Raw genomic sequence first — 23,317 nt, 5'->3', positions numbered from 1 at the left:
ATGAATAAAATTTAAAATTATAAAAATAAGGCTGTATCAGCCTAAGGTAAAAAACCTTAATCTGATACAGCCCCTTTTGTTTTAATAAAAAAACTGTAGAAAATCTACAGCTTTTTATTATTTAGGAGATTATAATTTTTACTTGTTATCTACCACAACATTTCTTATATTTCTTTCCGCTTCCACAAGGGCAAGGTTCATTTCTTCCAGGTTCTTTATCCTTTATTATAGTAGTCTTTTGTCTAGCAGTTGACTCTGATGGTGTTAAGCCCTTTAAAGACCATATAGGTGTATTGTTAAAGATCTTAGAGAAGGAGTTGACTATTGAGTCAGCTAAAGCCTTATCACTTAAATTTAAGCTATAAGAAGTTAGTAATTCAACTATTATTTGAGTATCCATGTCGTTTTTAATATAGAATATTAATTGGCTAATTAATGAGTCTATATCAGATTTTTTTAACTTAGTCTTAGAAAGAATGTTTTTAAGTTCTAAGACTTCTTCACCCCAAGTATCTTTAAAATCTCTACCTAAAGAAACAAAGAAATCTTCATTACTGAAGTTATATTGAATAGTTTGTCTTACTCTTAATTCTTCATATACATCTTCAGGTGAGAAAAGGAATGGGTGAATTAATGCGTTACCTTCTGTAAAAGCTTCATAGCTTCTAAAGATATAGTTTAAGTAAAAATCTAAGTTTTCCTCTTTAAAAACCTTACTTTCCTTATTAGTTATTATGGAATATAATTCTCCACCTAATAAAAGACCATAGTGAGTCATTAATCCATCTATAAGATCGATTCCTTCTGAACGTTCCTTAAGGTTAGAAATATATTTTTTAGAAGATGTTAAAGAGTTAATTCCGTCTTTTATATCACTTGGTACTACAAGGTAGTAACCATCCTTTGTAGATAATTTAAATAGTACTCCAAGGGATGATAATCCTCCAATTAAGTTTAAGTTATCTATTGAAAAAGAGTATTCAACTAAGTCTTCTTTAGCTAATTCCTTTAACAGATTAAGTTCTTTATAAGACAGTTCGCAAAGTATATTATCTATATTATCAGTAATATAAGCAGATACTAGATTAACTAACCCATCTTTACCTAATTTTGAATATCCCTTAATATCTAACCTCTTAGCTATGTCTGTAAGTGTAGGTTTAGTTTGAAGAGATAAAAGTTCTGAAGTATTTGATTCCTTTAAACTATCCTTACATTTAGTAAAAGTTTGATAGTATTTTTCAAAATAGTATTTTCTTAGTTGCTCATCGTAGTAGTACTTTTTAGTATGCATTAAAATTCTCCTTTGCTATATATTAACATTTATAATTATCCATTAACCTTATATAGTATCTATTTTTTTTGACAAAAAGTCAAGTAAATACCATTACATAATTTACTTGTTGTTAGTAGTATGAAGTGGTTATATAATTTGCTTATAAGGTTGTTAAATGGGGGGATTTTTTGGATATTAGAGAGTGTATAATTGAATATGGGAAGTGTTATGTTTTTCCAATAAATAAGATGATAATAGTAAGTAAATCATATGAAAGAAGCTTGTGCGAGGAAGATGTTACCAATGAAATTTATGGGGATATGGATAGCCCTGTATTAGAAGAAGACCCAACTTATATTAGGGCAGTGGAGTATGCTTTAGATGAGTGTTTTGAAAATGAATTCGAATTGGTAATTGGTATTAAGGACAAGCAAAGTAACACATATAATATGAAGTTACAGGAAGATTACATAAATAAAAATTTTTTATATAGAAGTTATATGAAAAATGGATATAGCTTTAAAAGCATAGATTGTGTGAAAAATTATATTAATAAATGTAAAGAAAAAAATGAGTTTGTTAAGTTTGATAAGATTACATTAAAAATAATAATAACAACAAGCTTTGGAGATAGGCTTGCAGAATTTGTACAAGCACTAGGAAATACATCTTCATTAGAGGGAAATGAAAATAAGAAAAAAGATGTATTTAAAAGTGAAATCATTAATAACTCCTTTGCAAACATTAAATATAGTAGCATAGATTTTAAAAGTTTAATGGAAGAATTAATGGAGTGGGAAAGTTGTAATTTTCAGTGGAATGGTTATTTTGGGGAAATAATAAAATTATTTAATAAAACTGGATTCAGGTTTGAAGAGGACAAGGAAATATATAAATTAAGGGATTATATTGCAGCCTTCGTACATAGTAAGAACTTTCTTTTTATACCTTGTATGAAGAAATATAAAAAGGACTTATATTTAGATTTAAACAATAATAGATACATATATAATAATGAAAGTAAGGGATTCCATAAGGTATTATCAAAGGAAAGTAGTTTTCTTTTTGAATCCTCAAAGATTAATAGTAAAGAAATTATATTCCATGAAGATTTAGAAATAGGATATTTGTTTTATTACATTGAGGACAAGGTGTATATTTCATTAGGTAGATATGATTCTCTAAGTAAGAGAGTAACAGTAATAGATATAAATGATAATGTTTTAAATGGATTTGTTGGGTTTATAAATAACTTTATAGAACTTGAAAAAGATAAATTGAAGTTATAAGAGTAAAAAAGAAATCGCTTTGCGGTTTCTTTTTTTAATGTCTAGAAAATTAGAAAGAAATTAGAATAATTTATAAATAAATAAAGAAAATAGTATTAGAGAAAGGAAGGGTAAAATGAGTAGAAGAAAAAAACATTATAAACTATTTATTGCAGTTCTCCCTCTAATACTAATGCTTATAGGAGTGGGAGCTTATATTTACTTTTCAAGGGATATAGGAGTAGTTACAGCATCTACAGAAGAAGATATGGTGTATGAAGGAAGCATAGATAAGGCTGGAGAGCTATTAAATTCTGGAGATGAAGTAATTGTTAGCTTAAAGGTAAAAAATATAACAAAAAATAAAAAAGGAAAAATAGAGGGTAAGCTAATTTGTGATGGCGAAAGTAAACCCTTAGGGAAAAGTAATTTTTCGATAGAAACCTTAGAGCCAAATGAAGAGGGAAGTGTTCAATGGAAGATAAAATGTAAAAGTGGTGGTACAAGGTTTATAGTACAAGTTAAGGAACCTAATAAAGGGGTGAAGAATATAAAGCTAGGTGGAATTACAGTTAGTGGTAAGGGATGGTTCATGGGAGATAATCATACTCATTCTAACTATTCTGATGGAAATGGAAGCGTAGCAGAAAATATATGGGCCATGAGAAGTGCTGGATTAAATTATATGACAATGACTGATCATAATAATAGCAATGGATATGAGGAGTCAAAAAGTGCTAAAGGTAATGGAGAAATAATTATAAAAGGAAATGAATATACTACATCTTCAGGTCATGCAGTTTTAATGAATGTGAAGGATAATAAAAATTATGGCTCTCTATCTAAAGATAATTTAATTAAGGAGCTTGGAAATTATAATACTTTAATTTATGCTGCTCATCCTGCTGACAGCAAATTAGGATGGAAGTTTCCTGATTATAATGGGGTAAATGGAATTGAAGTGTGGAATGGCTGTAGAGGTCCTAAAAATAAATATAATAATGATGCCTTTATTATTTGGGATAAATTAAATACAGAAGGAAAGCATCTTTATGGCGTTGCAGAAACAGATGCTCATTACCCAGTGGATATAGGAAAGGTATACCTAAAAACATATTCAGAAAGTTTTACTGAAGAAGGTATAATTGAAGCCCAAAAGAAGGGACATATGTATGGAACTAATGGACCTTCATTAGAGATTAAGGTGAATAATGCTATGATGGGCGATGACTATAAAGTAAATTCAATGGGAGAAGTTATAAAAGTTAATTTAAAAGGTGAATATTATAATGGGATTTCTAAAGTTAGATTAATAAGAAATGGTGAAGTGATTTCTGAAAAAGATATTGATGATACTACTTTTGAAATGGTAGAAAGGGTGAGGGTAGTGCCAGGAGATTTTATTAGAATGGAAGTAGAAGGAAAAGAGGAAGAAGGTCAGTCTTTATCAACTGAAGTTGGAGTTAGAAATGCTGCTCCATTTGCATTTTCAAATCCGATTTTTATTATAAAAAAATAAGAATATTTTTATAATATAAGGTTAATATAATTGTGAAGTTTATTATATGGAGGAATGGATATGACAGCTAATAAGAGTATTAAATGCTCAGTACAACAATGTAAATACAATGATATGAAGAGTTACTGTACACTTAATGAAATACAAGTAGGAACACATGAACAAAACCCATCAGTTCCTCAATGTACAGATTGCGAATCTTTCGTATTAAAGTAGGAATAATGAAAAGACTCTTTGCAAATTTTGCAAGGAGTTTTTTTAAACCTCTAGGAAATTATAAAATTTTAATTAATTATAAATCAAAGGTATAAATATAAAAATATATATTTTTATAAATATAACAATATGTAAATATAGAATAAGTAATAAGCAGTTTAATCAATGAAGAATTTTTTGTTAAAAAATTAAATTATTGAAGTATATGGTAGACAGAAATATTTGTTAGATAGTATAATGGAAATGTGTCTTAAATTGCTAATTAAGTAAAAATACAGTAGGTGCGTATAAGTGTACTTGCTGTATTTTCTTTTTTAATGTATAGGAAAGTATAAAATTTTAATTAGCTATAACTCAAAGGTATTATTATAATTTCATATTAAAAAATATCCACTCCACCTTTTTAATGAAATTATATGCTAAATAAAAAGCTAGCAGGTAGATATAAATCTACTTACTAGCTTTTTGTTTCTTATAATAAAACTACATCTTTTCGTGGAATGTTCTGTTTATTACATCAAGTTGTTGTTCTCTTGTTAACTTGATGAAGTTAACTGCATATCCTGAAACTCTAATAGTTAATTGAGGATATAATTCTGGATGTTCCATAGCATCAAGTAATGTTTCTCTGTTAAATACATTAACATTTAGATGGTGAGCATCTTGTCCAAAATATCCGTCCATCATGCAGCTCAAGTTGTTGATTCTATCTTCAGGAGTCTTTCCTAAAGCATCTGGCACGATTGAGAATGTGTTAGAGATACCATCTTGAGAATGTTCATATGGAAGCTTAGCAACTGAGTTTAAAGATGCTAATGATCCTGAATTATCTCTTCCGTGCATTGGGTTAGCACCTGGAGCAAATGGTTCTCCCTTCTTTCTACCACATGGAGTAGTTCCTGTCTTCTTACCATAAACAACGTTTGAAGTTATAGTTAAGATAGATTGAGTGTGGTATGCATTTCTGTAAGTCTTGTTTTGTCTGATCTTGTTCATCATGTTTTCAACAAGGTATACAGCTATATCATCAACTCTATCATCATCATTTCCGTATTTAGGGAAGTCGCCTTCAACTTCGAAGTCTACAGCAATTCCGTTTTCATCTCTTACAGGCTTAACCTTAGCGTATTTAATAGCAGAAAGTGAGTCAGCACATACTGAAAGTCCTGCTATACCACAAGCCATTGTTCTAAATACATCTCTATCATGTAAAGACATTTGTAAGCTTTCATAAGAGTATTTATCATGCATGTAGTGGATAACATTTAATGTGTTAACATAAAGGTTAGCTAACCAATCTGTCATTTGTTCAAATCTATCCATTACTTCATTGTAATCTAAGTATTCAGATGTTATTGGAGCTAATTTAGGTCCAACTTGCATTCCTAGCTTTTCATCCTTACCACCGTTTATAGCGTAAAGAAGAGTCTTAGCTAAGTTAACTCTAGCACCGAAGAATTGCATTTGCTTACCAACTTTCATTGCAGATACGCAACAAGCTATAGCATAGTCATCTCCCCAGTAAGTAGTCATTAAATCATCGTTTTCGTATTGAACAGAGCTTGTATCAATAGAAACCTTTGAACAGAAGTCTTTAAATGCCTTAGGAAGTCTTGTTGACCATAAAACTGTTAAGTTTGGTTCTGGTGAAGGTCCTAAAGTGTAAAGTGTATTAAGTACTCTGAATGAGTTCTTAGTAACTAAAGATCTTCCGTCTAATCCCATACCAGCAATTGATTCAGTTACCCAAGTTGGATCTCCTGAGAATAAATCGTTATATTCTGGAGTTCTTAAGAACTTAACTAATCTTAACTTCATTACGAAGTGATCCATTAATTCTTGAGCTTCTTTTTCTGTTATAACGCCATTTCTTAAATCTCTTTCTATGTAAATATCTAAGAAAGTAGAAGTTCTACCAAGTGACATTGCAGCACCATTTTGTTGTTTTATAGCTGCAAGGTAACCAAAGTATAACCATTGGATAGCTTCTTGAGCGTTAGCAGCTGGTCTAGCTATATCATATCCATATGAAGCAGCCATTTCTTTTAATTCTTTAAGTGCAACTATTTGATCAGAGATTTCTTCTCTTAATCTAATTACATCTTCATCAATTGTTCCTACTTCAAGGCTTAATTTTTGTTCATTTTTATCTTCTATAAGTCTATCAACACCGTATAAAGCAACTCTTCTATAGTCACCTATGATTCTTCCTCTACCATAAGCATCTGGAAGTCCTGTAACTATACCAGCTTTTCTAGCTAATCTCATATCTGTAGTGTAAGCATCGAAAACACCTTGGTTATGAGTTTTTCTATACTTTGTAAATATTTCTGATATTAAAGGATCTATTTCATATCCATAAGCTTTAGCTGCATTTTCAGCCATTCTTATACCACCTTCTGGCATAACAGCTCTCTTAAGTGGTGCGTCAGTTTGTACACCAACTATTTTTTCTAAAGCTTCACTTATATATCCTGGTTTGTAAGCGTTGATTTTAGATATAGTCTTTGTATCAACATCTAATATTCCGCCATTTTCTCTTTCTTGTTTGCTTAATTCGCAAACTACATCCCATAATTTAGTTGTTTCTTCTGTAGCACCTTCAAGGAAACTAGCATCACCTGTATATTCAGTGTAGTTAGTTTGGATGAAGTTTCTAACGTCGATGTGTTTTGCCCAACGACCTTCGTTGAAGCCTGTCCATTGTTCTTTGTTCATTCAGTCCACCTCATTGTCTTTTTGTAAACGTTAAATAACTAGATTGCAAATTATTTAACAAGTTGAATATATCATAGAACTATGTCGAAACACAATAGGAAAATCTAGAGTTTAAATATTCTAAATATTTGAAAGAGTGAAATTAAGTTTAAGAGAAAGTGAAAGAATTTGAATGAAAATGATTGACTTTGAAAACTTAAAGGGGTAATATTTATATAAAGGAAGTGTTGTAAATGTTGACAGAAGAAAGATTCCATAAGATTTTAAGTGTTTTAAATGAGAAGAAAGCAGTTACTGTAAATGAACTAGTAGCCTTGCTAAATACCTCAGAATCAACAATTAGAAGAGATTTAAATGCTTTAGCAAATTTGGGTAAACTGAATAAGGTTCATGGTGGAGCAGTAGTTATTGATAAAAACTTAACAACTGAAGAAAAAGATGTCAAAACCAAGCATGATTTAAATAGAGAGGATAAAATAAGTATTGCAAAATTTTCTGCTTCATTAATAGAAAAAGGAGATTTTGTGTATATTGATGCAGGAACCACAACTGAAATTTTAGCTGAATATATTGAAGAAAAAGAAGCAACTTATGTTACAAATGGTATTGTTCATGCTAAAAAGCTTATTGAAAAAGGATGTACAGTTTATATATTAGGGGGAGAATTGAAGTTATCAACAGAAGCTATTATAGGGGTAGAAGCTATAAAAAGTTTAAAAAAATATAATTTTACAAAAGCTTTCTTTGGATCTAATGGAGTAGGTATAGAATCAGGTTTTACTACTCCAGATGTTAAAGAAGCCCTTGTTAAGGAAGAGGCTATAAATAGAAGTAAGACACCTTACGTATTAGTTGATAACAGTAAATTTAATAAAATATTTCCAATAACATTTGCAGAAATAAATAAAGCAAAAATAATAACTAAGGAAATAGGAGAGAATAAATATAAAAATTATACAGAAGTATTGGAGGTATAAAAATGATATACACAGTGACTTTTAATCCCTCACTGGACTATGTAGTTAAAGTAAATGATTTGAAGCTAGGTAGAGTTAATAGGACAGAAGAGGAAGATGTGTATCCTGGTGGAAAAGGCATTAATGTATCTATAGTATTGAAGAATTTAGGGTATGATAGTTCTGCTTTAGGTTTTATAGCTGGGTTTACTGGGGATGAAATTGAAAGAAGGGTATCAGAATTTGGTTGTAAATCAGATTTTATTAAGTTAAATGATGGATTGTCTAGAATAAATGTAAAGATTAAGTCTAACGAAGAAAGTGAGGTTAATGGCGGAGGACCACATATTAATGAGGAAGCACTAAATTCTTTATATAAGAAGTTAGATAATCTACAAGATGGTGACATATTAGTTTTAGCAGGAAGTATACCTAAATCACTTCCAGAAGACATATATGAAAAGATTATGGAAAGACTACAAAAGAAAGAAATTAAGATTATAGTAGATGCTACAAAAGACTTATTGGTAAATGTACTAAAGTTTAAACCTTTCTTAATTAAGCCTAATAATCATGAGCTTGGAGAAATATTTAATGTAGAGTTAAAAACTGATGAAGAAATAATTGAATATGCTAAAAAGCTACAGGATAAAGGGGCAAGAAATGTACTTATATCTATGGCAGGAGATGGAGCGATTTTTATATCAGAAAGTGGAGAAATTATAAAGAGTGGTGTGCCAAAGGGAAAAGTTAAAAATTCAGTTGGTGCAGGAGACTCTATGGTGGCTGGATTTATAGCAGGATATTTAAAGAACTATAATTTTAAAGAAGCCTTTAAAATGGGAGTAGCAACTGGTAGTGCTACAGCATTTTCAGAAGGATTAGCAACGAAAGATGAAATACTAAAATTATTAAATGAAATTTAGTTTTGAGGAGGAATAAAAATGCGTATTACTGATCTATTAAGTAGTAATTCAATAGAATTAGACGTAAAAGTATCAAATAAACATGAGGCTATTGATAACCTTGTTGAATTAATGAATAATTCAGGCAAGTTAAATGACAAAGAAGAGTATAAAAAGGCTGTTTTATCAAGAGAAGAATTAAGTACAACAGGAATAGGAGATGGAATAGCTATTCCTCATGCTAAAACAACAGCAGTTAAAGATGCAGGACTAAGCTCTATGGTTGTTAAGGATGGAGTGGATTATGACTCTTTAGATGGTGCTCCAGCTCATCTTTTCTTTATGATTGCAGCTCCAGATGGAGAAAATAATCTTCATTTAGAGGTGTTAGCAAGATTATCTACCATTTTAATGGATGAAGAGTTTAGAAAAAAACTTATAAATGCTAAAAGCAAGGAAGAGTTTTTAAGACTTATAGATCAAAAGGAAACAGAAAAGTTTGATGAACCAGTAGAAGATAAGAAAGAAGAAAAAGATGGATATAGAGTTTTAGCAGTAACAGCGTGTCCTACTGGAATAGCACATACCTATATGGCAGCAGAAAGCTTAGAAAATAAAGCTAAGGATATGGGAATTTCTATAAAGGTTGAAACAAATGGTTCTGGTGGAGCTAAAAATGTTCTAACAGATGAAGAGATAAAAAATGCAGATTGTATAATAATTGCTGCTGATAAAAATGTTTATATGGATAGATTTGATGGAAAAAGAGTAATTCAGACTAAAGTGGCAAATGGAATTCACAAGGCAGAAGAACTTATAAATGAAGCTGTTAGTGGTAAGGCGCCTATATATCATGCATCAGGTGAAAAGTCTGAAGGTGGAGAAGCTGATATAGAAAAAGAAGGGATAGGACATAAGGTTTATAAGCACTTAATGAATGGTGTTTCTCATATGTTACCATTTGTAATAGGTGGAGGTATTCTTATAGCATTATCATTCTTAGTTGACTCAGGAGCAGCAGGAACTCCACAATTTGGAACAAGTACAGAATTTGCATCGTTCTTTAATGTGGTAGGTAATTTAGCATTTAGCTTTATGTTGCCTATACTTGCTGGTTACATTGCTATGTCTATTGGTGATAGACCTGCTTTGGCAGTAGGTTTTGTTGGAGGAGTTTTAGCTAAAGATGGTGGCTCTGGTTTCTTAGGGGCATTACTTGCAGGATTTATAGCAGGATATTTAGTAGTTGGATTAAAGAAGCTATTTGATAAGTTACCAGATAGTTTAGAGGGATTAAAACCAGTTTTATTATATCCTTTCTTTGGGATATTACTTATTGGAGCTATACTAATATTTATTGTAAACCCACCAGTAGCTGCTCTTAATGATGGTATAACTAATTTGTTAAATAGCATGGGATCTACTAGTAAGGTTCTTTTAGGATTAGTTTTAGGTGGTATGATGGCTATAGATATGGGTGGTCCATTTAATAAGGCCGCATATGTATTTGGAACAGCTTCATTAGCAACTGGTAATAATGATATCATGGCTGCTGTTATGATAGGTGGTATGGTTCCACCATTAGCAATAGCTTTAGCTACAACTTTCTTTAAGAATAAATTTACATCAAGAGAAAGGCAATCAGGTATAACAAATTATGTAATGGGAATTTCCTTTATTACAGAAGGTGCAATACCTTTTGCAGCAGCGGATCCATTAAGAGTAATACCTTCATGTGTAATAGGGTCAGCTATAGCTGGAGGATTATCAATGTTCTTTGGATGTGAAACATTAGCACCACACGGTGGTTTATTTGTAGTACCAGTTATGACAAATCCATTTATGTTTGTTGTATCCCTTATAATTGGTTCTTTAGTAGGAATGGTTCTATTAGGAGTATTAAAAAAGCCATTAGATAGATAATTATTAGAAATAGTTATTGTAAATTTTATTTTGCAATAACTATTTCTTTTTTTACCTTAAGTACCAAGGGAATAAATATCTACTCTTAAAATAAACTTAAAAATAAAGAGTTATATTGACTTATATTATATAGTATTATATACTATATATACAGATAAAAAATATTGTATAAGGGGAGATTATTATGTCAAAAAACTACTTTATTAAGGAAAGACTATTAGCTTTTGGGGCTAAATTCGATGTTTATGATGAAAATAGAAATGAAGCATTTTTAGTAGAGGCTGATAAATTTGATATAGGGAAGAATATAAATATCTATACACCAGATAAATCAAGAAAATTGATGTATTTTAGACAACAGCTAAGAATTGGAGCACATAAATATAAGGTATATGATTCAAATGGTATGGAAATAGCCGCAATAGAAAAGGAATTTATGGTGCCTAAATATAATATATCAGGGGTGCTTGGTAGATTTGTAATGAGCTGTGATTCTGCAATTCTAGGTAGAAATTATACAGTTGAAAAAGATGGATTTAAAATTGGGGAAATAGATAAAGAGTGGACATTTGGAAGAGATAGATATATTTTAAAGGTATTAGATGAAGATTATACTGTATTTTTAGTTGGGTTATTAGTTATGGTAGATATGGTAAGATTCCATTCAGATAACTAGAAGAAAGGGTGATTATTAATAATCACTCTTTTATTTTTTGAATGTAAAATTTATATAATTAAAAAATATTATAAAAATATCTAATCTATTGTCAAATAATATCTAATAGTGTTAAAATAATAACATAAATAAAGTGACTAAATCATTTTATTAAGTGGAATATTTATATAGAGAGTATTAATAAGAATATAAAGAATATAAGATTTCCAGAGCATAACACTCCTAAGGAAGAAATTCTAAGGAATTATGCCTGAATTACATTGTTAATTCGCAGGGTAATATTCGAAAGGGTATTATCTCCACGTTTTTGGGAAGGAAATAAGTTTTTGATTTTAAATAGAAATATTTAAAGCTTATTACTTATGCCCAAAAATGCATTAAGTAATAAGCTTTTTTTTAGATACTAAGAAATTAAAAAATTAGGAGTGAGAGTATGATTACCTTAGAAGAGGCTCAAGAGCTTTTATTAAAAGAAACAAAGGTAAATGATATAGAAGAAGTAAATATTTTTAATAGCCTTGGAAGGGTTTTAGCAGAGGAGATTCTATCACCTATAGATAGTCCTCCTTTTAATAAATCGCCTCTTGATGGATATGCTGTTATGGCTAAAAGCTTAGAAGGTGCATCAAAGGGAACTCCAAGAGTTTTAAAGGTAATAGATAAAGTATTTGCAGGAGAGGTATCTCTTAAGAAGGTTGGACATGGCGAAGCTATTAGGATAATGACAGGAGCTAAAATTCCAGAGGGAGCAGACTGCATAGTAAAGCAAGAAGATACAGAGGCTTTAAAAGAAAATGAAGTAAGAATTTTTGTATCACATAAAGCTTATGACAATTTCATTTATCAAGGTGAAGATTTCAAAAGAGGAATTAAGATAATAAATAAAGATAAGTTCTTAACTTCATCAATAATAACTGCCATTGCCTCTTTGGGTATCAATAAGGTTAAAGTTTATAAGAAGCCTATAGTTGGAATAATTACAACAGGTGATGAACTACAAGAACCAGGTGAAGATCTTAAAGAAGGAAAGATATTTAATAGCAATAAAGCCTTTCTTTATACAAGATTGTTAGAACTTGGAGCAGAACCGAGGATTTTTCATATTGCTAAGGATTCTATTGAAGGAATAGTAAGTGTAGTAGAAAAGGCAGAAAAGGAATGCCAAATAATTATTTCTACTGGAGGAGTTTCTGTTGGAGAAAAAGATTTAGTTTTAAGGGCAGTAGAGTCCATAGGGTATAGAAGATTATTCTGGAAGATTTCTATGAAGCCAGGTTCTCCTATGTTTAGTGCAGTAAAGAATGGAGTTATATATATAGGTCTTTCCGGTACTCCAGTAGCAGCAGCAACTACATTTGAGCTAACAGCTAGAAGAGTAATTGCAAAGATGTTAAACTGCAAGGATATTGATATAAGGAAAGTAGAAGGAATTCTTCAAGATGAGTTTAAGAAAAAGTCTCCTAAGAGAAGATTCTTAAGAGTAAGAGTTAGTGAAGAACTTGAAAATAAGGTTTATATAAATAACATTTATCAAAGTCCAGGACAAATAAACACAATGATTAAAAGTAATGCTTTATTAGAAGTTGAAGAAAACAAAGTTTTAGAAATTGGGGAAAGAGTTTGGATTATTAAATAATAAAACTAAGGGATGAAAAAGAGATGAAAGTAAAAACAAGTGCTGTGATTTTAAGTGGTGGTAAAAATTCTAGAATGAATTATAATACAAAAGCCTTTTTATCATTGGATAATGAAAGGTTTATAGAAAAGATAATTAAAAGATTAAATTTAATAGATGATATTATTATCTCTTGTAATAATCTATCCTTGTACCAAGAGTTTTTAGATACATGCAGGTTAGTAGAGGATGAAGTTAAAGATATTGGACCAATTGGAGGAATATATTCTACTTTAAAATCTATAAAAAATGATAAAGCATTAATTATTGCTGCAGATATGCCATTTATAAGTGAGTATGTAATCAATTCATTAATAAATATTGATTTCAAAGGAGATGCACTTATACCTGTAGTAGATGGAAAAGAGCAGCCTTTATGTGGAGTGTATAGAAAGTCAGCTTTAGATAAGATAAAAGAGAACATAGACAATAAAAATTATAAGCTAAAGAGTTTAATGAAAAGCTTAGATGTAACCTACATTTTAATGAATGATGAGCGTGCAATGACAAATGTAAATACTCCTGAGGAATATAGGGAGATACTAAAGGATAGTAAAAAGGGAAGTACAATAATTAATATAGTAGCAAGCTGTTCAAATGTAGGAAAAACAACCTTAATTGAAGGTCTTATAAAGGAACTAAGAAAAAGAGGATACTCCCTTTCAACAATTAAACATGATGTTCATGGATTTGATATGGACAAAGAGGGAAAAGATACTTGGAGACATAGAAAAGCTGGAGCAGAACAAGTATGTATTTCTTCAAAAAATAGATTTGCCATGATAAAAGAAGTGGAAGAAGAATTAGCACTAGATAGTATTATTGATAATATAAGTGAAACTGATTTTATAATTGTAGAAGGTTATAAAAAGAGTAATTTAAGAAAAATTGAAGTGGCAAGGGAAGAAAAAGGAAGAAAAATAATTACTCCAAGGGATAAAATTATAGCTGTAGCAAGTGATTTTGATCCATTAATTGAAGGAGTAGAGTGGGTTGATATAAATGATTACGAGAAATTAGCAGACATAGTTGAAAAAGAAAGATACTTATAAAGGAAGTGTGTTTATGTATACAGTAGCAATAGTAACAAGCAGTGATAAAGGCTCAAAAGGTGAAAGAGAGGATAAAAGTGGAGCAGTAATTAGAGAAATAGTTGAAAAATCAGGGTTTCAAGTTAAAAGATACGTTGTGTTACCAGATGAAAAAGAACTTTTAAAGGAAGAGTTTAGGTATTTAGCTGATGAATTAGGAGTTAATTTAGTATTAAGTACAGGGGGAACAGGATTTTCTCCAAGAGATATAACTCCAGAGGCTACTAAAGAAATAGTTGAAAGAGAAACACCAGGAATTTCAGAAGCTATAAGAATGTTTAGTTTAAACATAACTAAGAGGGCAATGCTTTCAAGAGCTGCATCTGGTATAAGAAAGAAAACACTTATAGTGAATTTACCAGGAAGTCCAAAGGCATGCAAAGAAGCATTAGATTTTGTTCTTGAAGATATAAAACATGGAATTGACATTTTAAATGAAACAGCTAAGGAATGTGCTAGAAAATAGTAAGTTAAAGGATTGATAAGGAATGAAAAAAGTTTTAAGTATATTTCTTTCATTAGGGCTGCTTTTCACATTTGTAGGATGTGGAAGTGACAATAAAGAAGCTAAGGAAATCACAATTAGTGCGGCAGCTTCTTTAGAAGATCCAATGAATGAGATAATAAAAAAATATGAAGCTGAAAATTCTAACATAAAGATAAATACAAATTACGGTAGTTCGAGAAGCTTAAGAAAACAAATACAAGAGGGTGGAAAGGTAGATTTGTTTTTATCTGCTAGTAAAGATGAAACAGATGAACTTATATCTATTGGAAGTGTTAAAGAGGATGAAGTTAAAGAATTCTTAACAAATGGTTTAATGCTTGTAAAGAGCAGTGGAAGTAAGGAAGATATAACTTCAATAAAAGATTTACCATCTATAACTGGAAAAATTGCATTAGGTGCAGAAGGAGTACCTATAGGAGATTATTCAAGGGAAGCCCTAAAAAATAGTGGTGTATGGGATAAGATTCAAAGTAATATTGTCTTTTGTAAAGATGCAAAACTAGTATTAAACTATGTGAAAAGTGGAGACGTTGATTATGCTATAGTTTATGCTAATGAAATAAATAACTTAGGTGATGCAAAGCTAGTAGAAAAAATAGATGGAAGTCTTCACGACCCAACTATATATACATTTGCTAATATCAATGTAGAAAATAAAGATGTACAAAACTTTAAAGATTTTATAAACGAAAATATAGATATATTTGAAAAATATAATTTTGAGAGGAAATAAACTTTATGTATGAAGGACCAATAATAATTTCACTAAAAACTTCAATAGTTTCAACTATAATAGTAAGCATTTTAGGAATATTGTTAGCTAATTTGCTATTAAAAAGAGAAGGGAAACTAAAGAATTTTTTTGAAAGTGCAATTATGCTTCCTTTATTTATGCCTCCATCATTAATAGGATATATTTTATTGATGATAATAGGAAAGAGAAGTTTTATTGGATCCTTTTTATATGAGTATTTTGATTTTACATTTATATTTACATGGTATGGAGCAGTAATAGCAGCAGTTATTACCTCCCTGCCAATAATGTATGGAAGTGCAAAAGGTGCTTTATTATCCATAGATGATACTTATAAAGAGGTAGCAGCTGATTTAGGAGCAACTAAATTTCAAACATTTTATAAGGTAACACTTCCATTAGCTTCTAAAGGAATTTTAAGTGGAATGGTTTTAAGCTATGCAAGATGCTTTGGTGAATTTGGTGCAACAATGATGATAGCTGGTAATATACCAGGGAAAACACAAAATATACCTATGGCAATTTATTATGCTGTAGAAAGAGGGGATTCCTCAAATGCAAATTTTTTTGCTGTGGTAGTGATAATTATAAGCACAACATTAATATTTATATACAACAGGTTACTAAAAGAAAATAAGTAGGTGAGTTTTTGATATGAAGAAAATAAAAACTGTTGATGCAGTAGGTAGAGTACTTTTACATGATATTACTAAAATTGTTCCAGGTGAATTTAAAGGAAGAGCTTTTAAAAAAGGTCATGTAATAAAGGAAGAGGATATAGATGTTTTACTTTCTCTAGGGAAGGATAATATATATGTTTGGGAAGAGACAGAAGGATTAGTTCATGAAAATGATGCAGCTATAATTCTTAAGGATATCTCCTGTGGAGATGGATTAGAATTTGGTGAAATAAAAGAAGGTAAAATAGATTTCTTTGCTTCTTATGATGGGGTATTAAAAATTGATAAAGATGCTCTTTTAGAGCTTAACATGATAGATGATATTATGATGGCAACAATACATAATAATACACCAGTTAAAAAAGGTGAAAAGCTTGGTGGAACAAGAGTTATTCCATTAATGGTTGAAGAAGAAAAACTTAATGAAGCAAAAAAATTAATAGAAAAGCCATTTATAAGTGTTGAAAAGTTTAAAAAGAAAAAAGTTGGTATAGTTACTACAGGAAATGAAGTGTTCTATGGCAGAATTAAGGATGCCTTTGGACCAGTTATTAAGAGTAAGTTTGAATATTATGGTTCAGAGATACTAGGGCAAGTAATACTTCCTGATGATAAAGAAAAAATTACAGAAGCAATAAAAATGTGGATTGATAAAGGTGCTGATATAGTGGTGTGCAGTGGAGGCATGTCTGTTGATCCAGATGATGTTACGCCATCAGCTATAAAGGATTGTGGAGGAGAAGTAGTAACTTATGGTTCTCCAGTATTACCAGGGGCAATGTTTTTACTTGCTTACCTTGGAGATACTCCTATAATGGGGCTTCCAGGATGTGTAATGTATTCAAAAAGAACAGTATTTGATTTAGTTTTACCTAGAATTTTAATAGATGAAAAATTAACAAAAAGAGATATTGCTTTATATGGTCAAGGTGGGTTATGTTTAGACTGCAAAGTTTGTACATTCCCACATTGTTCATTTGGTAAGTAGGAGGAAAATATATGTCAGGTTTAAACCATTTTGATGAAAAAGGAAATGCAGTAATGGTGGATGTTTCAGAAAAGAGTGAAACTAAGAGAGTTGCTGTAGCTAAAGGAAGCATAAAGGTTAGTAAAGAAATAATGAATCTTATAAAAACAGGAAATATAAAAAAAGGTGATGTTCTTGGTGTTTCAAGAGTTGCTGGTATTATGGCAAGTAAACAAACTAGCAATTTAATACCTATGTGTCATCCTTTAATGATAAATGGAGCTAATATAGACTTTGAATTAGATGAAGAAAACGGCAGAGTTATAATATATGGCAGTGTTAAGACAACTGGGAAAACAGGAGTTGAAATGGAAGCACTTACAGCAGTTTCAGTTGCTGCACTAACTATATATGATATGTGTAAAGCAGTAGATAAGAGAATGGTTATTGAAAATATACATCTTGTATCAAAGACAGGTGGTAAAAGCGGAGAGTTCCATTTTTAAATAAGAGGTGAATTTTACTTGAAAGATAAGTTTAATAGAGAGATAGATTATTTAAGAATTTCTCTAACAGAGGCATGCAACTTAAGATGTATATATTGTATGCCTGATGGAGATGTTTGCTTTAAAAATGATAACGGATTAACAGATGATGAAATAAAGTACTTAATTGATATATTTGGAGATATTGGATTAAAGAAAATTAGATTTACAGGTGGAGAGCCTCTTCTTCGAAAGAATATAGTAGAGTTAGTTTCAAAGGCAAAAGAGAAAGAAATAGGAAAAATTGCATTAACAACTAATGGAGTTCTATTGCCTAAGTACCTTGATGAATTAATTAATGCTGGATTAAATGAAATAAATATAAGTTTGGACTCTTTAAATGAAGATGTATTTAAGAAAATTACTAGAGGTGGCAACTTAATTAGTGTAGTAGAATCCATAAAAAAAGCTGTAAATAAAGGAATTAAGGTAAAGATAAATGCAGTAATTGTTAAAGGAATAAACGATAATGAGTTTTTAGACTTATGTAAGTTAAGTATCCACCATAAGCTAGATATAAGATTTATAGAATTAATGCCTATAGGGGAAGGTACTAAATACACTGGAGTAAGTGGTAAAGATTTAGAGAAAATATTAAAGGAAAACTTCAATATAAAAGAAGCAAAAAGTGATAAGGATAATGGACCAGCTTTTTATTATAGAATTGAGGGGGCAGAAGGAAGAGTTGGATTTATATCTGCTTTATCAAATCATTTTTGTGAAAGCTGCAATAGAATAAGAATTACCCCAGATGGTGTACTTAAGCAATGCTTACATTTTAAGAGTGGATTAGATCTTAAAAACATTTTAAGAGAAGATACTACAAGGGAAGAGATTAAAGAAAGAATAAAAGAAACAATATATAATAAGCCCCAAGGACATAGATTTATAGAAGATAGAAAAACAGAAGATGATAGATTCATGTTTCAAATAGGAGGATAATAAAATGGCTAATATAGTTGCAATATGTATAAGTGAGAAAAAAGGTGTAGGTAAGACTCAAATAGAAGAGATTAATTTAATTGAAGAATTTGGTTTAGAAAATGATGCTCACGGTGGAAAATGGCACAGACAAGTTTCTTTGTTAGAGAAGGAAAAGATAGAAGATTTTATAGCTAGAGGTGGTAAGGTTAAGTATGGAGACTTTGGTGAAAATTTTGTTACTGAAGGGCTGGATTTAGAAAAAATCCAAGTTGGTGATAAGATTACCATAGGAGATTCACTTTTAGAAATAACTCAAAAGGGTAAACAATGTCATGTTAAGTGCAATATCTTTAAGATGGTAGGAGATTGTATAATGCCAAAGAATGGTGTATTTGCAAGAGTTCTTAAGGGTGGTCATGTAAGAATTGGAGAAGAGATACAACTAATAAATGAATAGAAATATTTATGAGGAAAACTTTGCCAATGGCAAAGTTTTTTTGTTGATTATTATGATATAATTCATATAGGGGGGATTATAGTGAGAATAAAGAGAGGAATATTTGTAATTATAATTGCGCTTGTATTTTTAATTTCAACTCCAATAGTTTCGTCAGCTAGAGCTGGTGGAGGAGGCGGAGGAGGAAGTTCAGGAGGGGGAGGCGGTGGCGGAAGTCACAGTTCTTCAAGTAGTGGTAGTGGAAACAGTAGTAGTCCAATTTCTTCTATTGTAACAATTTCTATATTTGCCTTAGCTTCAAGTGGAGGAATTATTGCATATAAGGTAAGAATCTATAAAAAGAATAGAGTTAGTAAGAAACTAATAAGAGAATTAGAAAGAATAGATAAAGATTGGAATTATAGTGAATTGAAAAATAGGGTGGAAGAATCCTTTTATAAGATTCAAGAAGCCTGGACTAAAAGAGATATAGATATAGCAGAAAATTATATTAGTAAAGATTTATATGAACTTCACAGAAGTAAAATTGAATGGATGAAAGTAAGGCATGAGATTAACGTACTTAAGGGCATAAAGTTAATTAGTACACTTCCAATTGGAGTTATTGATTTGGAAGATGAAAGTGAAGATTTAATATGGTTTTATGTAAAAGGAGCTATGGCTGATTATTACATTGATGATAGGAACGGAAGATATATCAAAGGAAGCAGGAGAAGAGAAAGTTTCGAGGAATACTGGAAGTTTGTAAGAAGCTGGGATACCTGGGTTCTTGATGAAATTAGACAAATTGATGATGTAGATGAAAGTTTCTTTGAAGCTATAACAGATGGCTCCCAATATAGCTTCAAAAAAGAGGAAAACAATCAAAAGAAATTGTGATGTAACAAAGTTAAAAAATATGGGGATAAGTATTTAACTTATAAAAAGTGGGAAGTGTGGGATATTTGTTGAATGATATAAGAAAAGCTGATAAAAAAGAAGAGTTCATATTGGATAAGGCATTAAGGTTATTTGTAAAAAAAGGACTTTTAAATGTAACTTTAGAAAGTATAAGTGAAGAGTGTGGATATACTTTAAAAGAAATAAAAAAATATTATAGTGATATTAGTTTAATTATTGACGATATTATAAAGAGAGCAACAACAACTAGTAACGAAAGTACTATAGGAATATTAAATGCTGGAGTACCAGCAAAAGTTAAATTTAAGATATTAGTTGAAGGGACAATGGATGGGATAAACAAGAATTATGGATTAAAGGAAGAATTTGCTTTCATGCTTATGATTGAAATGGCTAGAGGAGAGAATTCTAGAATTAATTCATATTATTCAACTCCTTGTATGGTATTAGCTAAGATAATTGAAGAAGGGCAAAGAGATAATACTTTTGTAGAAGGAAATCCAAAACACCTATCTATAATGTTTTGGAAGTTCTTTCAAGGAATGTGTGCATCTGTAGCAAGATTTGAAGATGAGATTGAAATGCCATCAGCAGAAAATATTTATAGAATACTATTAAAGTAAAAAGAAGCTATTAAAGGTAGCTTCTTTTTTTATATAAATTAAATCTATATAGACAAAAAAGTGTGAAACTGTGATAAATATCACAGTAATATATAAAAAAATTAATTATATTAATGATAGATGAAAAAAGAAGGCATTTCTATGCATACAATTGTTAAAAAAATATCGTAAATGAGAAGATTTTAACAATTAAAATGAATTTTACCTAAGCAAAAGAGAAAAGAGGGAAAGTATGAAAAAGGTTCAATCTACTTGTAACTATTGTGCATTAGACTGTAATTTAGATTTTTATGTGGAAGATGAAAAGATAGTAAAAGTTATTCCAACAAAGGGATATCCAGTTAATAATGGATTCTCATGTATTAAAGGACTTTCGTTAGATAAACAACAAACAGTTGTTAAAACATCTAGTTTACCAAAGATAAAGCAGGATGATGGAACATTTAAGAGGGTTTCATGGGAAGAAGGATATAAATATGTAGCTGATAAGTTCTTATCAATTCAAGAAAAATATGGGCAAGAATCAGTTGCAGGTATTAGTACAGGGCAATTAACCCTTGAAGAGTTTGCAATATATGGACATGTAATGAGAAACTTTTTAAAGGCAAATGTTGATGGTAATACAAGACTTTGTATGGCAACTTCAGTTGTAGCTCATAAACAAAGCTTTGGATTTGACGCTCCTCCATATACACTAAAGGATGTAGAATTATCTGATACAGTTATATTAATTGGGTCAAATCCAGTGGTAGCTCATCCTATCTTATGGGATAGAATAAGATCTAATAAGAATAAGAAGTTAATAGTAATAGATCCAAGAAAATCAGAAACTGCAAAGCATGCAAACTATTGGTATGGAATAAAAGGTAAGTCAGACTTAATTTTATTATATACAGTAGCTAATATTCTAATAGAAAAAGACTACCTAAATCATGAATATATAGAAAAGTACACTGAAGGATTTGAAGAATTTAAGGAATTTGTTAAAAAGTATACTATAGAAAAGGCTGTAGAAGCTACTGGAATAGAAGCTGAAAGAATTTTAGAATTAGTAGAACTGATTAATAAAGGTGAAAGAGTATCTATTTGGTGGACAATGGGAGTTAACCAAGGATATGAAGCTGTAAGAACTGCACAAGCTATAATAAATATTGCATTAATGACAGGAAATATAGGTAGACCAGGAACTGGAGCTAACTCATTAACTGGACAATGTAATGCTATGGGGTCCCGTGCATACAGCAATACAGCAGGATTATTTGGTGGTGGAGACTTTGATAATCCAGTAAGACGTAAGAGAATAGCAGAAGTTTTAGGTGTTGAAGATGAAGTTTTAGCAACAAAACCAACTAAGCCTTATAACGTAATAGTTGAAGAAATAAATTCAGGAAAAATAAAGGCTTTATGGGTAATTTGTACAAATCCACGTCATTCTTGGACTAACAATAAGACCTTCCAAGAAGCTATAGATAAGTTAGAGTTATTTGTAGTACAAGATATTTATGATGATACAGATAGTGCAAAGGAATGTGATGTATATCTTCCAGTAGTTCCTGGAATAAAGAAGGAAGGAAGCTATATAAATACAGAAAGAAGAATTTCTGCAATGAGACCAGCTCTTACTAAGGGAGAGGATGAAAGAACAGATTTTGAAGTTATATATGGAATAGGTAAAGCCCTTGGTATGGGAAGTTTACTAGATAAGTGGAAGACGCCAAGAGATGTATTTAACTTAATGAAGGAATGTTCTAGAAATATGCCTTGCGATATGACTGGAGTGGATTATGATGGACTAGTTGATTCAAAAGGAATTCAATGGCCATTTAAAGAGGGAGAAGTATTAAAGGAAGATGAAAGACGTTTATATGAAGATAACCTATTCTACACTCCATCAAAGAAAGCAAAGTTTATGTTTGAAGATGTTCGTGAGAATCCACTACAAACTACAGAGGAATATCCTTATGTTCTAAACACAGGAAGAGGAACAGTAGGACAATGGCATACTCAAACTAGAACAAGAGAAGTAAGATTTATAGAGGATGTATCTTCTGAAAAAGCTTATATTTATATAAATATGGAACTGGCAGAGGAAATGGGAATTAAAGAAAATGATATGATTAGGGTTTCATCTATTAATGGACAATCTTCTGAATTTATGGCTAAGCCTACAGAAGATGTAGGATATGGTGAATTATATGCTCCAATGCATTATATAGAGTGTAATAATTTAACTCCATCTCTTTATGATCCATATTCAAAAGAACCTTCATATAAGACTACACCAGTAAACATTTCTAGACTTTAGGAGGAATAAGACAAATGAAGAGAATAGTAATAGATAGAAGTAAGTGTATAGGATGTTTAACATGTGTTACTGCTTGTGTTGTAAGTCATGAAAGTCCAGATTCAAGAAATAGAGTAACTATTGATAGTGAAACAAAGGCAGCTCCAATATTCTGTCGTCACTGTGACAAGCCTGAATGTGTCTATACTTGTATGACTGGTGCAATGTCTAAAAATAAAAAAAATGGATTTGTAGAATATGATAAAGAGCGTTGTGCAAGCTGTTATATGTGCATTATGGCATGTCCTTATGGAGTTTTAAAGAGCGACAGATTAAAGCATAAAGAAATTATGAAATGTGATATGTGTACAAGTTGTAGTGAAAAAGATGGAAGTAAGCCAATGTGCGTAGAAAAATGTCCAATGGGTGCTATTACATTAGGGGAGGTATAA

Annotated in this window: 22 protein-coding genes, 1 pseudogene and 1 riboswitch; of the genes and pseudogenes, 21 read left to right on the top strand and 2 right to left on the bottom strand. The window is 30.6% G+C overall.

Features of this window, described 5'->3' with window-relative positions; translation table 11 throughout:
• Positions 1 to 145: 145 nt before the first annotated feature.
• Positions 146 to 1,294, bottom strand: a complete 1,149-nt coding sequence (locus I4V16_RS15725; protein ID WP_111937141.1) for an SEC-C metal-binding domain-containing protein — start codon at positions 1,292 to 1,294, stop codon at positions 146 to 148.
• 170 nt (positions 1,295 to 1,464) lie between these two features.
• Between I4V16_RS15725 and I4V16_RS15720 the strand changes: the two genes are divergently transcribed.
• From I4V16_RS15720 to I4V16_RS15710, 3 genes are all read left to right on the top strand, one after another.
• Entirely contained in the window at positions 1,465 to 2,565 is a 1,101-nt protein-coding gene (locus I4V16_RS15720) for a hypothetical protein (RefSeq protein WP_049180172.1), read from the top strand.
• A 115-nt stretch (positions 2,566 to 2,680) separates the two neighbouring features.
• Entirely contained in the window at positions 2,681 to 4,063 is a 1,383-nt protein-coding gene (locus tag I4V16_RS15715; protein ID WP_049180174.1) for a CehA/McbA family metallohydrolase, read from the top strand.
• A gap of 60 nt (positions 4,064 to 4,123) precedes the next feature.
• Positions 4,124 to 4,279 (top strand): DUF1540 domain-containing protein, encoded by a 156-nt coding sequence (locus tag I4V16_RS15710; RefSeq protein WP_111937142.1) that lies wholly within the window; start codon positions 4,124 to 4,126, stop codon positions 4,277 to 4,279.
• A gap of 483 nt (positions 4,280 to 4,762) precedes the next feature.
• Here I4V16_RS15710 and pflB read toward each other — a convergent pair whose 3' ends face one another.
• A complete protein-coding gene (gene pflB, locus I4V16_RS15705; protein ID WP_195966930.1) occupies positions 4,763 to 6,997 on the bottom strand; it encodes a formate C-acetyltransferase in 2,235 nt (744 codons plus the stop codon).
• A gap of 233 nt (positions 6,998 to 7,230) precedes the next feature.
• Between pflB and I4V16_RS15700 the strand changes: the two genes are divergently transcribed.
• From I4V16_RS15700 to I4V16_RS15620, 18 genes and pseudogenes are all read left to right on the top strand, one after another.
• On the top strand, positions 7,231 to 7,974 hold the full coding sequence (locus I4V16_RS15700) for a DeoR/GlpR family DNA-binding transcription regulator (RefSeq protein ID WP_195617375.1): 744 nt from the start codon (positions 7,231 to 7,233) through the stop codon (positions 7,972 to 7,974).
• Positions 7,975 to 7,976: 2 nt separating this feature from the next.
• Positions 7,977 to 8,879 carry a 1-phosphofructokinase gene (pfkB, locus tag I4V16_RS15695; protein ID WP_195617376.1) on the top strand — a complete coding sequence of 301 codons (903 nt, stop codon included), beginning with the start codon at positions 7,977 to 7,979 and terminating at the stop codon, positions 8,877 to 8,879.
• Between the two features lie 18 nt (positions 8,880 to 8,897).
• Complete coding sequence (locus I4V16_RS15690; protein WP_195617377.1) at positions 8,898 to 10,781, top strand: PTS fructose transporter subunit IIABC; 1,884 nt, start codon at positions 8,898 to 8,900, stop codon at positions 10,779 to 10,781.
• 184 nt (positions 10,782 to 10,965) lie between these two features.
• Entirely contained in the window at positions 10,966 to 11,457 is a 492-nt protein-coding gene (locus tag I4V16_RS15685) for a hypothetical protein (protein ID WP_049179666.1), read from the top strand.
• Positions 11,458 to 11,649: 192 nt separating this feature from the next.
• A riboswitch (molybdenum cofactor riboswitch) is annotated at positions 11,650 to 11,791 on the top strand.
• Positions 11,792 to 11,890: 99 nt separating this feature from the next.
• Entirely contained in the window at positions 11,891 to 13,093 is a 1,203-nt protein-coding gene (locus tag I4V16_RS15680) for a molybdopterin molybdotransferase MoeA (RefSeq protein WP_049179668.1), read from the top strand.
• A 23-nt stretch (positions 13,094 to 13,116) separates the two neighbouring features.
• Positions 13,117 to 13,587, top strand: a pseudogene (locus I4V16_RS17530) (molybdenum cofactor guanylyltransferase); the annotation flags it as partial.
• Between the two features lie 117 nt (positions 13,588 to 13,704).
• Complete coding sequence (gene mobB / locus I4V16_RS17525; RefSeq protein ID WP_242974255.1) at positions 13,705 to 14,184, top strand: molybdopterin-guanine dinucleotide biosynthesis protein B; 480 nt, start codon at positions 13,705 to 13,707, stop codon at positions 14,182 to 14,184.
• 13 nt (positions 14,185 to 14,197) lie between these two features.
• Positions 14,198 to 14,689, top strand: a complete 492-nt coding sequence (locus tag I4V16_RS15670; protein WP_049179671.1) for a MogA/MoaB family molybdenum cofactor biosynthesis protein — start codon at positions 14,198 to 14,200, stop codon at positions 14,687 to 14,689.
• Positions 14,690 to 14,711: 22 nt separating this feature from the next.
• Positions 14,712 to 15,464, top strand: coding sequence for a molybdate ABC transporter substrate-binding protein (modA, locus tag I4V16_RS15665; RefSeq protein ID WP_049179673.1), 753 nt, complete (start codon positions 14,712 to 14,714; stop codon positions 15,462 to 15,464).
• 5 nt (positions 15,465 to 15,469) lie between these two features.
• Positions 15,470 to 16,126 carry a molybdate ABC transporter permease subunit gene (gene modB / locus I4V16_RS15660; RefSeq protein WP_049179674.1) on the top strand — a complete coding sequence of 219 codons (657 nt, stop codon included), beginning with the start codon at positions 15,470 to 15,472 and terminating at the stop codon, positions 16,124 to 16,126.
• 13 nt (positions 16,127 to 16,139) lie between these two features.
• Entirely contained in the window at positions 16,140 to 17,153 is a 1,014-nt protein-coding gene (locus tag I4V16_RS15655; RefSeq protein WP_049179676.1) for a molybdopterin-binding protein, read from the top strand.
• An 11-nt stretch (positions 17,154 to 17,164) separates the two neighbouring features.
• Positions 17,165 to 17,638, top strand: coding sequence for a cyclic pyranopterin monophosphate synthase MoaC (moaC, locus tag I4V16_RS15650; RefSeq protein ID WP_049179678.1), 474 nt, complete (start codon positions 17,165 to 17,167; stop codon positions 17,636 to 17,638).
• Positions 17,639 to 17,656: 18 nt separating this feature from the next.
• On the top strand, positions 17,657 to 18,619 hold the full coding sequence (gene moaA, locus I4V16_RS15645) for a GTP 3',8-cyclase MoaA (protein WP_049179679.1): 963 nt from the start codon (positions 17,657 to 17,659) through the stop codon (positions 18,617 to 18,619).
• A 4-nt stretch (positions 18,620 to 18,623) separates the two neighbouring features.
• Positions 18,624 to 19,058 carry an MOSC domain-containing protein gene (locus I4V16_RS15640; RefSeq protein ID WP_049179681.1) on the top strand — a complete coding sequence of 145 codons (435 nt, stop codon included), beginning with the start codon at positions 18,624 to 18,626 and terminating at the stop codon, positions 19,056 to 19,058.
• Between the two features lie 81 nt (positions 19,059 to 19,139).
• Entirely contained in the window at positions 19,140 to 19,937 is a 798-nt protein-coding gene (locus I4V16_RS17665; protein ID WP_161954362.1) for a Tim44-like domain-containing protein, read from the top strand.
• 68 nt (positions 19,938 to 20,005) lie between these two features.
• Complete coding sequence (locus tag I4V16_RS15630) at positions 20,006 to 20,581, top strand: TetR family transcriptional regulator (protein WP_180270517.1); 576 nt, start codon at positions 20,006 to 20,008, stop codon at positions 20,579 to 20,581.
• Between the two features lie 232 nt (positions 20,582 to 20,813).
• Positions 20,814 to 22,886 (top strand): molybdopterin oxidoreductase family protein, encoded by a 2,073-nt coding sequence (locus I4V16_RS15625; protein ID WP_099314330.1) that lies wholly within the window; start codon positions 20,814 to 20,816, stop codon positions 22,884 to 22,886.
• Between the two features lie 14 nt (positions 22,887 to 22,900).
• Positions 22,901 to 23,317, top strand: a complete 417-nt coding sequence (locus I4V16_RS15620) for a 4Fe-4S dicluster domain-containing protein (protein WP_099314329.1) — start codon at positions 22,901 to 22,903, stop codon at positions 23,315 to 23,317.

The organism is Clostridium sp. 1001283B150210_160208_E6, from assembly GCF_015669365.1.
GTDB lineage: Bacteria > Bacillota > Clostridia > Clostridiales > Clostridiaceae > Clostridium > Clostridium paraputrificum.
Note: the sequence above shows the minus strand (reverse complement) of the source record. Positions and strands in the feature narration are given on the sequence as shown.

Coding starts and splice junctions, on each gene's coding strand:
- I4V16_RS15725 (WP_111937141.1), bottom strand. CDS start 1,294: ATGCATACTAAAAAGTACTACTACGATGAGCAACTAAGAAAATACTAT.
- I4V16_RS15715 (WP_049180174.1), top strand. CDS start 2,681: ATGAGTAGAAGAAAAAAACATTATAAACTATTTATTGCAGTTCTCCCT.
- I4V16_RS15710 (WP_111937142.1), top strand. CDS start 4,124: ATGACAGCTAATAAGAGTATTAAATGCTCAGTACAACAATGTAAATAC.
- pflB (WP_195966930.1), bottom strand. CDS start 6,997: ATGAACAAAGAACAATGGACAGGCTTCAACGAAGGTCGTTGGGCAAAA.
- I4V16_RS15700 (WP_195617375.1), top strand. CDS start 7,231: ATGTTGACAGAAGAAAGATTCCATAAGATTTTAAGTGTTTTAAATGAG.
- pfkB (WP_195617376.1), top strand. CDS start 7,977: ATGATATACACAGTGACTTTTAATCCCTCACTGGACTATGTAGTTAAA.
- I4V16_RS15690 (WP_195617377.1), top strand. CDS start 8,898: ATGCGTATTACTGATCTATTAAGTAGTAATTCAATAGAATTAGACGTA.
- I4V16_RS15685 (WP_049179666.1), top strand. CDS start 10,966: ATGTCAAAAAACTACTTTATTAAGGAAAGACTATTAGCTTTTGGGGCT.
- I4V16_RS15680 (WP_049179668.1), top strand. CDS start 11,891: ATGATTACCTTAGAAGAGGCTCAAGAGCTTTTATTAAAAGAAACAAAG.
- I4V16_RS15670 (WP_049179671.1), top strand. CDS start 14,198: ATGTATACAGTAGCAATAGTAACAAGCAGTGATAAAGGCTCAAAAGGT.
- modA (WP_049179673.1), top strand. CDS start 14,712: ATGAAAAAAGTTTTAAGTATATTTCTTTCATTAGGGCTGCTTTTCACA.
- modB (WP_049179674.1), top strand. CDS start 15,470: ATGTATGAAGGACCAATAATAATTTCACTAAAAACTTCAATAGTTTCA.
- I4V16_RS15655 (WP_049179676.1), top strand. CDS start 16,140: ATGAAGAAAATAAAAACTGTTGATGCAGTAGGTAGAGTACTTTTACAT.
- moaC (WP_049179678.1), top strand. CDS start 17,165: ATGTCAGGTTTAAACCATTTTGATGAAAAAGGAAATGCAGTAATGGTG.
- I4V16_RS15640 (WP_049179681.1), top strand. CDS start 18,624: ATGGCTAATATAGTTGCAATATGTATAAGTGAGAAAAAAGGTGTAGGT.
- I4V16_RS15625 (WP_099314330.1), top strand. CDS start 20,814: ATGAAAAAGGTTCAATCTACTTGTAACTATTGTGCATTAGACTGTAAT.
- I4V16_RS15620 (WP_099314329.1), top strand. CDS start 22,901: ATGAAGAGAATAGTAATAGATAGAAGTAAGTGTATAGGATGTTTAACA.